Here is a 12293-nt window from a genome sequence, read left to right on the forward strand (position 1 = left end):
GCTGAACGGAGTTTTTCACTCTATGAAGTATTACGCACCGCTGCTCGAACAGCTCATCGAGCATTTCGAGCGTTTCCCCGGCATCGGGCGCAAGACCGCGCAGAGAATGGCGTTCTTCGTGCTCAATCAGCCGGAAGAAAAAGTCAAAAGCTTCGCCGACTGCCTGGTCAGCGCGAAATCGGAGATCCACCGCTGCAGCGAATGCTGCAACCTGACCGACGGCGAAAAGTGCTCCGTCTGCGGCGATCCCTCGCGGGACCGCGCGACCATCTGCGTCGTCGAGGAGCCGAAGGACGTCGTCGCGCTCGAAGCTGTCGGCGAATACCGCGGGCTCTATCACGTTCTGCACGGCAGCATCTCCCCGCTCGAAGGCGTCGGCCCCGATGATCTGACGGTAAAGGAACTGCTCGCGCGCGTTTCGCAGAATCCCGAGACCGAGGTCATCATGGCGACGAATCCTGACGTTGAGGGCGACGCGACCGCGCTTTACCTATCCCGTCTGCTCCGCCCGCTCGGAGCGAAGGTCACCCGCATCGCCTACGGCATACCCGTCGGCGGCGAACTCGAGTTCGCGGACGGAGAGACGATCGCCCGCGCTATCGAGGGGAGGCGTGAGATATGAGCGCCAAAAAGGACAAAAACGAACAGAAGTTCATAGCCCGCAACAAGAAGGCGTACCACGATTATTTCATCGAGGAGACCTACGAGGCGGGTATAGAGCTTGCCGGCACGGAGGTCAAGAGTCTTCGTCTCGGCAAGTGCAACCTCAAGGACAGCTACTGCGACTTCCGCGGCGGCGAAGTTTTCGTCGTCGGGATGCACGTCAGCCCCTATGAGCAGGGAAACATCTTCAATAAGAACCCCCTGCGCGACCGCCGTCTGCTTATGCACAAGCGGGAGATACTGAAGCTTTTCAACGCCGTGCGGCAGGACGGACTCACCGTCGTGCCGCTTTCAGCATATTTCTCCGGCAGGCGCGTGAAGCTCGAAGTCGGCCTCTGCCGAGGCAAAAAGCTGTACGACAAGCGCGCCGCCGCCGCGGAACGCGACGCCAAGCGCACTATCGACAGAAAGATGAAGGAGCGCAACGTATGATACGGCTCTATCCCGATCGCCCGTTCATATTCGACGGCGCCTTCGGAACCTGCTACGCCGGCCTTTACCACGACGACACACCCTGCGAGCTGGCGAACGTCAGGCATCCGGAGCGCGTTATTGCGCTGCACAGACAGTACGTCGCCGCCGGCGCGGACGGTATAAAGACCGACTCCTTCACTCTCAACCGCGTCAATTTCCCGGACGAAGCGCTGCTTGAAGAGCTCGTCGCTGGCGCGATCCGCTGCGCGAACACCGCCGCGGCCGGAAAGGCCGCCGTCTTCGCGGATATCGGCCCGATCCCCGACGGGACTGCGGCGGACTACGCCGACCTCGTCGATATCTTCATACGCTGCGGCGCGGAAAACTTCCTTTTCGAGACCTTCGCGGAGTTCGCTCCGCTCAGGGACGCGCTGACGCGCGTCAGAGAAAAACTGCCCGAGGCGGGCGTCATCGTCAGCTTCGGCGCCGCTCCCGACGGCTTCACACGGCACGGCAACGCGCTGACCGCGCTCGTCGCGGAGGCCGCGGCGCATCCGGCGGTGGACGCCGTCGGCTTCAACTGCGTCTGCGGTCCGGCGCACGCCGCGCGGCTCGCCGCCGAACTGCGCGTTTCAAAGCCGCTCTGCGTCATGCCCAACGCCGGCTATCCCGTCGACGTCGGCGGCAGGACGGTCTATAACGACAACGCCGACTACTTCGCCGAAAGGATAAAAGAGATCTGCGCCAACGGCGCGAAGCTCGTCGGCGGCTGCTGCGGAACGACCCCCGCGCATATCGCCGCCTGCGTTTCCGCGCTGAAAAGCGCGCCGGCGCCGAACGCTCCCGCGCGTTCCTCTGCGGAAGCCGGAGCCGTGCGCGAGGAAGGCGCCTTCGCGCTGAAGCTTCGCGGCGGCGAACGCGTCGTCGCTGTCGAGCTCGATCCGCCCGCGGATTCGGGGCTTTCCGACGTTACGGACGCGGCCGCGCTGCTGAAAAACGCCGGCGCGGACGTGATCACCTTCGCGGACAACCCCCTTTCCCGCGCCCGCGCGGACAGCTTCATGACCGCCGCCTGCGTTCACGGGCGCACCGGCGCGGAGGTCATGCCGCACCTGACCTGCCGCGACAGGAACCACCTCGCGATAAAGTCCTCCCTGCTCGCCGCGAACGCGATGGGAGTACGCAATGTGCTCGCCGTTACAGGCGATCCGCTCTCCAACGACGAAATGAAAAGCAAGGGCGTTTTCGCCCTCAATTCATATAACCTTATCGGCTACCTCGCCGGACTGAACTCCGCCGAATTCGCTTCCGCGCCCTTCTGCATAGGCGGCGCGCTGAATATCGGCGCCGCCAACTTCGACGCCGAGCTCGCGAGGGCGAAGGAGAAGACCGCGCGCGGCGCGGAATACTTCCTCACCCAGCCGGTCGGCTCGGAGCGGGCGCTCGAAAATCTCAAAAAAGCGCACGCGGAGCTTGACGCGCCGGTGCTTGCGGGCGTATACCCCGTCGCCGGATACAGAAACGCGCTCTTCCTGAAAAACGAGGTCTCCGGCATAGACATCCCCGATTCGCTCCTCGCCGAGCTCAAAGACAAGAGCCGCGAGGAAGCCGCCGGGATCTCCGTCCGCTACGCCGCTTCGGTCGCCGAAAAAGCCGCTCCCTACTGCCGCGGCTTCTATATCATGACGCCACTGAAGCGCGTCGATATCGTCGCAGCGCTGCTCGAAAAACTTAAGGAGAAGCAACTGATATGATCTACCTCGTAGGTGAAAAACTCAACAGCTCCGTCCCCACCACCGGCGAAGCGATGCTCGCGCGCGACTTCGACAAGCTCGCGGCACTCGCGCTCGCGCAGGCGGAGGCGGGAGCGTCCTGCCTTGACATAAACACCGCGCTCTGCGGCGCGGACGAGATCGATATGCTCCGCCGCGTCGCCGACCTCGCGGTCGAAAAAACGAACTGCGACGTTATGCTCGACTCCCCGAATCCCGCCGCGATAATCGCGGTATTGCCGCACATCCGCGGCAGAAAAACGATCGTCAACTCCGTCACCGCCGACGAGCGGCTGGAGGAGCTCGTACCCGCCGCCGCCGAATACGGCGCGGGAGTCGTCGCGCTGCCCATCCGCTCCGGCGCGATACCCTCCACCGCGGAGGGACGGCTTGAAAACGCGCTCGCGATACGCGCGCGCCTGAACGCCGCGGGAATACCCGACGAGCGCATCTATATCGACGCGCTCGCGGAGTCCGTCGCCATGGGCGGCGACGCCGGCAGGACGCTGCTCGAAACGACGCGCCTGCTGCGCCGCGAGCTGCCGGACGTACACGTCATCTGCGGACTTTCAAACGTCTCCTTCGGTCTGCCGAAGCGCGCGCGTCTGAACGCCGCCGCCGCGACGCTGCTCGCGGAAGCCGGCGCGGACAGCTTCATCTGCGACGCCGCTTCCCCCTCGCTGAAGACCGCCCTCGCCGCCTGCGAGGCCTTCACCGGCAAAGACGAATACTGCATGGAATACATTACTCAGATAAGGAGCGAGGAGCAATGATCACCGACCGCGTATATCCTCAGATAGACTATGAAAAATACGGCCTCGTAAAGGGCAGCCGCGACGTTTACGTCGACCTGTACGTCACCGAGCCCTGCACCAAAGACCCTCTGCCCCGCCCCGCGGTCGTCGTTCTGCCCGGCGGCGGTTACTGGTTCTGCAGTCCGCGCGAGGCGGAGCCGATCGCGATCGCGTTCGCGCGCAGGGGCTACGCCGCCTTCGTGCTGAACTACTCGATCGAGACGGGCGAGTTCCCCTCCCAGCTGCTCGAAGCCGCCTGGACGGTCGACTTCGTCCGCAGGAACGCGGAAAAGTGGCATATCATGCCGGATAAGATCGCCGTCTGCGGCTTCTCCGCAGGCGGACACCTCGCCGCTTCGGTCGGCACGATGTGGAACGCGCCCGAGGTGCGCGATATCCTCGGCTTCAAAAACGGCGAAGCGCGTCCCGACGCGATGATCCTCGCCTACCCCGTCATCTCCACCGGCGAATTCATCGAGTGGGGCTCGATAATGAGCCTCACCCGGCGCAAGGCGGAGACCGATCCCGCGCTGATGGCGCGGCTTTCGCTCGAGAACGCCGTCGACGACACGACGCCGCCCGCCTTCATCTGGCACACCGCCGACGACACCTGTGTCAAGGTGGAGAACTCCCTGCTCTTCGCCTCCGCGCTCTCGGCGCACAAGATACCCTTCGAGCTGCACGTTCTGCCGAAGGGCGATCACGGGCTTTCGCTCTGCGATCCCGCCGTCGATATCCCGCGCGAACGCGCGATCCCCTGGATCACCGGCTGGACGGAAAGCGCGTCGGTCTGGCTCGACAGACTTTGAGTCAATACGCGGCACGCGCCGCATAAATATTCAAAAATCAACACGGAGGATGCGTTATGTTTTGCACAAAATGCGGAAACCAATGTGAAGACGGCCAGCGCTTCTGCAACAACTGCGGAGCGCCGCTCGAAGCGGCTCCCGCCGCGGACGAGTCCGTCGCCGAAGCTCCCGTTATCGAAGATCCCGCCGCGGAAGCGGTTGAAGAAACCGCGGAAGAGGTCTCCGGAGCCGTAGAAGAAGTTGCGGAAGAAGCGGCCGAAGCCGCCAAAGAAGCCGCTATGGACGAGCTCGTATCCGGTCAGCCGCCCTTTACCGCTCCCGAGCCGGAACAGCCGTATTCCGAGCATCCTGTCTATCAGCCGCCGATACAGCAGGAATACTACGCGCCGGCGGCCGAAACCGCACCCGGACCACTCAAAAAGAAGAGCGGCGTCGGCAAATGGATCGCGCGTATAGTTATCTCCTGCCTGCCGCTGCTGCTGACCTATCTGGCGCTCTTCGTCAGCGGGATAATCTGGCCCGGCTCGCTGCTGCCGACGAATCCGAATCTCGTGCTCTCGTCATGGGCTCCGGAAGCGAGGACCATCGCCATCGTAATCCTCACGGTGATCTGCGCCTCCGTTCTGCTGCAGATAATATGCCTCGCGGTATGGGCGCTCCGCAAGAAGGGCGATCCCGCGCTCCGCGACTGGGCGGTCGGCTTCACGGTCGTCGCGCTCGCGGTAGTCGTTGCGGCGATACTCTTCTCGCTCGGGATGATGCTTTTCAACGACAATTACCCGCGCCTGTTCAGCTTCCTCGAGAATTACGTCTCACCCGTCAGATACATAGGTCTGCTCATTTCATTTCTTTGATTAACCCTCCGGCAGCTGAAAAATCGTCTCTGTCTAACCAAACGCAGCATTCGCACGCGAACGCTGCGTTTGTTTTTGCTCAAATTCACTCTTGACTGCATGAGTATGTGTGCTATAATGATTTTGTATAGATATCTTTGAGAGGTAAAGAAAAATGAGAAAGCTCAAAGCGTTCATAGCCGTTCTGATTTGTGCCGCACTGCTGCCGGTTCTCCCCGTCGTTTCCTCCGCGGCGTATGACGGAAATATTTATATAAACAACATAGAAGAATGCGCCGCTTCGCTCGGTATCACGGAAGAACAGTTGGCGGAGCTCGTGGAATATTTTTACGATTCCACAGCCGTATGCCGCAGGACGATCGACATTTCGGAGTATAATATTTCAAACAACATCACAAACGCGAATATGCTGCGCGATTTCATCGCCGATAACCCGAAGGCGTTCCATGTAACCGGCATGCGCTATGCGGTCGCCGGCGGCAAAATCGTAAGTTTCGTCATTTCATACAAGACCGACATAAACGGATACCGCGAGCAGCTCGCGGAGTGCGACGCCGTCGCCGAACGGCTCACCGAGGGCATTACGCCCGATATGCCGGAGGCGCTGAAGGTACTGCTCGTTCACGACCGGCTGATAACCCACTGCCGCTATTCCGAAGACTACGACTACGAGAACGGCAGATACGCCGACGACGACTACAACGCCTACGGCGCGCTCGTGGGCGGCAAGGCGATATGCCAGGGTTACACGCTCGGGTTTTCGTACCTGCTGGACTACGTCGGTATAAGCAGCTACACCTGCGCTTCCGAAGCTCTCGTTCACGCCTGGAACATAGTTATCGTCGACGGCGAGAAATACCACGTCGACGTCACCTGGGACGATCCGCTTTTCGACATTCCCGGCAAGGTAGGACACTGGAACCTGCTCTCGTCGAGCGACAAGCTCTACGCCTCCTACCCCACCGCCCACAGCGCGGACGACTACGACGTCTCCCCCGTTTCCGCGCTCTACGATAACCGCGCGTGGTTCGGCTCGCAGTCGCAGTTCTGCCTGCTTAACGGCGAGCTGTATTACATCGACAACAGCTCCGCGGCGCTCTGCGCCTACGACTTCGGCTCCGACGGCTCAATGTTCATACTCGACCTGTCCGACTACTCCTGGCCGGCGGGCCCGTATTCCGCGTGGAACGGCAACTACTCCCGCCTCGCCTGCGACGGCGAATACCTCTATTTCTCGTTGCCGGACGGCATATACCGCTACGACCCCGCCAGAGACCGCGTCGAAACGTTCTTCACGCCGGATATGTCCGGGCACGATTACTTCTCCGTTTACGGCTTCACGATGGAGGACGGACTCCTGACCTGCCTCGCGGCCGCCACGCCGAACCTCCGCAACGAAACCGAAAAGGAATACTACACCTACCGTTACGCCGCTCCGGCCAACGCCGAACCGGTCGTCAGCGGAGTCGAACAGGGCGGCGTTTACGACGCGCCCGTCACGATAAGCTGGGACGTCGGCGAGGGAACGCTCGACGGCTCGCCCTTCGATAACGGCGGAACGGTCTCCGACCCCGGCGAGCACGTTCTCGCGGTCGTCAACGGCGGCAAGGCGGTCACGCTGACCTTCACGATAAACGCCGCGCAGCAGATCAAAGGCGACGTCGACGGCGACGGAGAGATCACCGTCGCGGACGCGCTTTCGGTGCTCCGCGTCGCCGCGAAGCTTGCGCCTTCGACGCCGGAAATGCTCGCTGTCGGCGATATCGACGGCGACGGTGAGATCACGGTAGCGGACGCGCTGTCCATCCTGCGCGTAGCCGCGAAGCTTGCGACGAGTTTGTAATTCAAGATAACGAAAAGCCCTCCCGCTCGGGAGGGCTTTTTTATATGCTCTTTTTTACAGATCGAGGAAATCCCTTCGGTAATCGACGCCGAAGCGGTCGGCGACGGCCTTGAGCTGCGCGTCCGTGATGGTATTCACGGTCGGCAGGTGCGCGGTAAGCATATAGAGCTGCGCGGCCTTCTCCACCGTTTCGATCAGGCCGAATGCCTCGTCGAGGCTGCGGCCGGTGCCGTAGATGCCGTGGGACGCCCAGACGACGAGGCGGTATTCCTTCATCTTCGCGGCGGTCGCTTCGCCGATCCCGTTCGTGCCGCAGACCATCCACGGCAGGACGCCGACGCCGTCCGGGAAGACGATGACGCACTCGGTGCACTGCTCCCAGAGCGTGTGTGTGAAGGAGCGCTCGTCGAGCGGGTGGACGCGGGTCATCGCGACGGTATTCGTCGGGTGGCAATGCGTGACAACGCGGTGAAGCGGGTCGGCGGCGAGGCGCGAAACGTGCGTCATCAGGTGCGCCGGCAGTTCGCTCGTGAAGCTGCCGCCGTCGCCGAAGCCCCATAGAAGCTCCGCTTCGGAGCCGTCCGCAGAAATGCGGATCACGCCGAGGTCCTTCTCCGGCTGCTTTTCGATATTCTTGAAGTATTTGCCGGTGCCGGTCACGATGAAGATCCGGCCGGCGAGCGCCTTCGCGTCGAAGCCCGTCGGGATGCGGCGCAGGACGCGGCTCAGGTCGAGATATTCGGCACTCTCCGCTTCGTCAAGCAGCATACTGATATTGCCGCCGTTGCGCTCGTCCCATCCGAGGCGGTACATATTAGAGGTCGTTTCGCAGATTTCGCGCAGGAACGGCGCGGAAAGCATATCCTTCATATCCTCTTCTCCAAAACGTCTTTTTCGTATTTTTTTATCTCCGTCAGATAGTCGGACGGAACGCCCGCGCGGCGCAGGAGCTCCTCCCAGACGTCGCCGAAGGGCAGCACGCTCTGCTCCTCGCGCTTCACCATCAGCGCGGTGAAGTCGGCGGCGTCCTGCAGCTTCTTCAGCTCCGCGGACGGCTCGAGCAGCGCCAGCAGCAGCGCCTTGCGGACGCTTCTGACGCCGGTCACCCACGCGGAAACGCGGTTTATCGAGGCGTCGAAGTAGTCGGTGGCGATGAAGGAGCGGTCAAGTCCGCCGCAGCGGACGAGCTCGCGGGCTATCTCCTTCGTTTCGTCGTCGAAAAGCACGACGTGGTCGCTGTCCCAGCGGACGCCGCGGGTCAGATGCAGCGCGATGCGCGGGTTGAAAAGCAGCAGCGACGAAAGCTTATCCGAAACGAGCTCGGTCGGGTGGTAGTGCCCGTTGTCGAGTAGCGGCACTATGCCCTTTTTCTCCGCGTAGGAAAGGCAGAACTCCGCGCTGCCGACGGTGTATGACTCCAGCCCGATGCCGAAGACCTTCGACTCGAGCGAAACGAAGACTTTGTCTTTGTCGTACGGGACGGAAAGGATCTCGTCGAGCGACTTTCTGAAGCGTTCGCGCGGGCCGATGCGGTCGGCGGGGATATCCTTGTATCCGTCCGGTATCCAGAAGTTGACGAGGCAGGGCTCGCCCGTCTCGTGCGCGAAGTATTCCGCGATCTCGAGGCAGCGCTTGCCGTGCTCCACCCAGAACGCGCGGACTGTTTCGTCCGGCGAGGAAAGCGTCAGGTTATCCTTCACCATCGGGTGCGAGAAGAAGGTGGGGTTGAAGTCTATACCCATCCCGCGCTCCTTCGCGAAGTTCACCCAGAAGGCGAAGTGCTCCGGCTTCAGCGCGTCGCGGTCGGCGCGTTCGCCGCCGAAGACGGCGTAGCAAGCGTGCAGGTTCAGCTTCATCCTGCCGGGTACGAGGCGGACGACCTCGTCGATATCCGCCGCAAGCTCGTCGGGGGTGCGCGCTCTGCCGGGGTAGTTCCCCGTCGTCTGTATGCCGCCGGTCAGTCCGCCGTCGTTATCGAAGCCGATGACGTCGTCGCCCTGCCAGCAGTGGAGCGAGATCGGGACGGAAAGCAGCTTTTCCATCGCCGTTTCGGTATCGACGCCGAGCGCGGCGTATTTCGCTTTCGCTTCTGTATAGCTCATTCGTCTTCTCCCTTTCCGTCGATAAGCTCACGCGCCTGCGCGAGCGTTATCCTTTTATCGCAGATGATCTGCGAGAGCAGATTGCCGGCGGCGGTCGCCTCGACGGGCCCCGCCTTCACCGGCAGTCCGGTGTATTTTTCGGTCAGTTCGTTAAGGTAAACGTCGCGGCTGCCGCCGCCGACGACGCGTATCGCGCGCGGCTTGACGCCGGTTATCGCGGCTATTTCCGAAACCGCCTCGGCGTATGACTCCGCAAGAGAATGATACACCGTATTCAGCGCGCGGTCAAGTCCCATTTGCGGCTCGCCGGTGAAAGCGCGCACCGCCTCGAGCATATTCGCGGGCGCGAGGAACGCGGCGTCCGTCACGTCGATGCGGGCGTGTCCGCCGCAGGCGCGGGCGGCCTCCATCATTTCGTCGTAGGTCATCGATTCGCCGATATCGCGGCGGATGCACTGGAAAAGCCACATACCCATGTAGTTTTTCAAAAAGCGGAAACGGCGCCCGACCCCGCCCTCGTTGGTGAAGTTCGCGCTCCGCGCCGCTTCGGTCAGGATCGGCGAAGGCGTTTCCACGCCGATGAGCGACCACGTTCCCGACGAGATATAGACGTCGCCCTCCCCGAGAGGACACGCCGCTACCGCGGAGGCGGTGTCGTGACTCGGCGCGGCGGCGACTTCGCAGTCGAAGCCGACCGCGTCGGCGATTTCCGGCGAGAGCCGACCGATAAGCGCGCACGGCTCGGCAAGCGGGCCGAAAAGCCGCTTCGGGAGGCCGAGCTTTTCGATAAGCTCCGCGTCCCATTCGCCGCTTTGCGCGCTGACGAGCCCGGTCGTCGTCGCGTCGGTGTATTCGTTTTTCATCACGCCGGTCAGGCGGCAGGTTATATACGCAGGCAGCATCAGCATACGCTCCGCGCGATCGAGACGGCCGGCGAGCTTGTCGGCGTAAAGCCGGTATATCGTGTTGAACGGCTGCTTCTGTATGCCGGTATGCGCGTAGAGTTCCTCCGGCGGCGTTATCGCTTCGACCGCGGGAACGGCTGCCGCCGTTCCACCGTCGCGGTAGGCGTAAACGGGCGCGATGAGCGCGTTATCCTTATCGAGCAGCGCGTAGTCCACTCCCCAGGTGTCGACGGCGACGCTCTTCGGCTTCACACCGAGCGCGGCGCAGCGCTTCATACCCTCGACGACCTCGGAAACGAGCTTTTCGACGTTCCACACGAGGCGATCTCCGGCCCGCTCCATTCCGTTGTTGAAGCGGTAGACCTCGCGCAGCTTCAGCCGCCCGCCCTCGACGGAGCCGAGGACGTGCCTGCCGGACGAAGCGCCGATATCGACTGCGAGATAATACTCCATAATACCTCCGGATATGACGATCGGGACGGACCGAAACGGGCCGTCCCGCGTTTGCTTTTATTTGAAGATATCCTTGAACTTGCTCTTGAAGGCGCCGCGCTCGGGATGGTTCTCCTCCCCGATGCCTTCCGCCATCTGACGGACAAGCTCCTTCTGCTTTCTGCTCAGATTCTTCGGCACGACTACCTTGATATGCACGTATTCGTCGCCGTTCGCGCCGACTGAGCCGCGCTTGCGGACGCCTTTGTTGCGAAGGCGGAACACGTCGCCGTTCTGCGTCCCCTCGGGTATCGAATACTTGACCTTTCCGTCCGGGACGGGGACGGTCAGCTCCGCGCCGAGCGCCGCCTGCGCGAAGGTCACGGGGACCTCGATATGCAGGTCGTAGCCGTCGCGTTTGAAGACCGGATGCGGCTTGACTCTGATAATGATGTTCAGGTCGCCGCTGCCGCCGCCGTTCGCGCCGGCGTCGCCTTCGCCCGAAAGGGTGATGACCTGGCCGTCGTCGATGCCGGCGGGCACCTTGAAGGTTATCTTGCGCTGACGGCGCACCTTGCCCTTGCCGCCGCAGGTCTTGCAGGGAGTCTTGATGATCTTGCCCGTGCCGCGGCACGCGTCGCAGGCGGTCTGCACCTGCGTCATGCCGAAGACGCTGCGCTGCTGGCGGATCACACGGCCGGTGCCGTGGCAGACGGAGCAGGTCTCCGCCTGCGTTCCCGCCGCCGCGCCGCTGCCCTTGCAGTCGCCGCAGGACTCGACTCTGCCGATCTCAACGGTCTTTTCGCAGCCGAAGATGGCTTCCTCGAAGGTAAGCGTAATCGCGGCTTCAACGTCGCGTCCGCGCACGGGGCCGTTCCTTCTGCCGCCGCCGAAGCCGCCGCCGAAGAACGAGCCGAACAAGTCGGACAGGTCGAAGTCGGCGAAGCCGCCTCCGCCGAAGCCGCCACCGCCCGCACCGAAGTTGGGGTCGACGCCGGCGTGACCGAATTGATCGTATTTGGCTTTTTTGTCCGGGTCGGACAGGACCGAATATGCCTCGTTCACTTCCTTGAACTTGGCTTCGGCGTCCTTGTCGCCCGGATTGAGGTCGGGATGGTACTTCTTCGCCAGCTTGCGGTAGGCGTGCTTTATCTCCTCTTCGCCGGCGGTTTTGTCTACGCCCAGGACCTCATAGTAATCTCTTTTGTCAGCCACGGCAATCTTCCGTTCGTGTTAGTTTAGTCGCAATTACTCGACGTCTTTGTAGTCGGCGTCGGTGAAGTTGTTGTCGCCGCCCTGCGGACCTTCGCCGCCTTCCGCGCCGCCGTTCTGCTGCTGCTCGGCCTGCGCCTTCGCGGCCTCTTCCTTGTAGATACGCTCGGCGACCTTGTAGAACTCCTTCTGGAGCGCCTCCTCCGCCGCCTTGATGGCGTCGTTGTCGGTGCCCTTCAGGGCTTCGCGGGTCTTCTCGAGCTCGGCGGTGACGGCCTTCTTCTCGTCCTCGGTGACCTTGTCGCCGAAGTCGTTAAGCGACTTCTCGATCTGGTAGACCGACTGGTCGGCGCTGTTGCGCGTTTCGGCGGCCTCCTTGTTCTTCTTATCCTCTTCGGCGAACTTCTCGGCCTCCTGAACCGCCTTCTCGATGTCGTCCTTGCTCATATTGCTGGAGGCGGTGATGGTGATCTTCTGTTCCTTGCCGGTGCCC

The 12293-nt window shown here is 62.3% G+C and carries 12 protein-coding genes; 7 read left to right on the forward strand and 5 right to left on the reverse strand.

The features are described from left to right. Positions 1-22 precede the first annotated feature (22 nt). The 7 genes from recR (at position 23) to IJL83_02065 (ending at position 7149) form a co-directional block, all read left to right on the forward strand. Positions 23-622 (forward strand): recombination protein RecR, encoded by a 600-nt coding sequence (gene recR, locus IJL83_02035; protein ID MBQ6552383.1) that lies wholly within the window; start codon positions 23-25, stop codon positions 620-622. After that, the gene (smpB, locus tag IJL83_02040; protein ID MBQ6552384.1) at positions 619-1095 is read left to right on the forward strand and encodes an SsrA-binding protein SmpB; all 477 of its coding nucleotides are present in this window, start codon (positions 619-621) and stop codon (positions 1093-1095) included. Before recR ends, smpB begins: the two co-directional genes overlap by 4 nt. Then, positions 1092-2831, forward strand: coding sequence for a bifunctional homocysteine S-methyltransferase/methylenetetrahydrofolate reductase (locus tag IJL83_02045; protein ID MBQ6552385.1), 1740 nt, complete (start codon positions 1092-1094; stop codon positions 2829-2831). Before smpB ends, IJL83_02045 begins: the two co-directional genes overlap by 4 nt. Further along, positions 2828-3622 (forward strand): dihydropteroate synthase, encoded by a 795-nt coding sequence (locus tag IJL83_02050; protein MBQ6552386.1) that lies wholly within the window; start codon positions 2828-2830, stop codon positions 3620-3622. Before IJL83_02045 ends, IJL83_02050 begins: the two co-directional genes overlap by 4 nt. Further along, entirely contained in the window at positions 3619-4452 is an 834-nt protein-coding gene (locus tag IJL83_02055) for an alpha/beta hydrolase (GenBank protein MBQ6552387.1), read from the forward strand. The genes IJL83_02050 and IJL83_02055 overlap by 4 nt, the downstream gene beginning before the upstream one ends. Before the next feature lie 56 nt (positions 4453-4508). Beyond that, positions 4509-5306 carry a zinc ribbon domain-containing protein gene (locus tag IJL83_02060; protein ID MBQ6552388.1) on the forward strand — a complete coding sequence of 266 codons (798 nt, stop codon included), beginning with the start codon at positions 4509-4511 and terminating at the stop codon, positions 5304-5306. Between the two features lie 154 nt (positions 5307-5460). Continuing rightward, positions 5461-7149: a hypothetical protein gene (locus IJL83_02065; protein ID MBQ6552389.1), complete on the forward strand. Its 1689-nt coding sequence runs from the start codon at positions 5461-5463 to the stop codon at positions 7147-7149. Between the two features lie 54 nt (positions 7150-7203). Here IJL83_02065 and rhaD read toward each other — a convergent pair whose 3' ends face one another. The 5 genes from rhaD to IJL83_02090 all read right to left on the reverse strand — a co-directional run. Then, the gene (gene rhaD, locus IJL83_02070) at positions 7204-8019 is read right to left on the reverse strand and encodes a rhamnulose-1-phosphate aldolase (protein ID MBQ6552390.1); all 816 of its coding nucleotides are present in this window, start codon (positions 8017-8019) and stop codon (positions 7204-7206) included. Continuing rightward, positions 8016-9251 (reverse strand): L-rhamnose isomerase, encoded by a 1236-nt coding sequence (locus IJL83_02075; protein ID MBQ6552391.1) that lies wholly within the window; start codon positions 9249-9251, stop codon positions 8016-8018. Before IJL83_02075 ends, rhaD begins: the two co-directional genes overlap by 4 nt. Continuing rightward, complete coding sequence (locus IJL83_02080; protein MBQ6552392.1) at positions 9248-10609, reverse strand: rhamnulokinase; 1362 nt, start codon at positions 10607-10609, stop codon at positions 9248-9250. The genes IJL83_02075 and IJL83_02080 overlap by 4 nt, the downstream gene beginning before the upstream one ends. Before the next feature lie 57 nt (positions 10610-10666). Next, positions 10667-11803, reverse strand: coding sequence for a molecular chaperone DnaJ (gene dnaJ, locus IJL83_02085; protein ID MBQ6552393.1), 1137 nt, complete (start codon positions 11801-11803; stop codon positions 10667-10669). Between the two features lie 33 nt (positions 11804-11836). Continuing rightward, positions 11837-12293, reverse strand: a 457-nt coding sequence (locus IJL83_02090) for an Hsp70 family protein (protein MBQ6552394.1), incomplete at its 5' end; no start/stop codon positions are given.

Source organism: Clostridia bacterium, assembly GCA_017438525.1.
Lineage (GTDB): Bacteria > Bacillota > Clostridia > Oscillospirales > RGIG8002 > RGIG8002.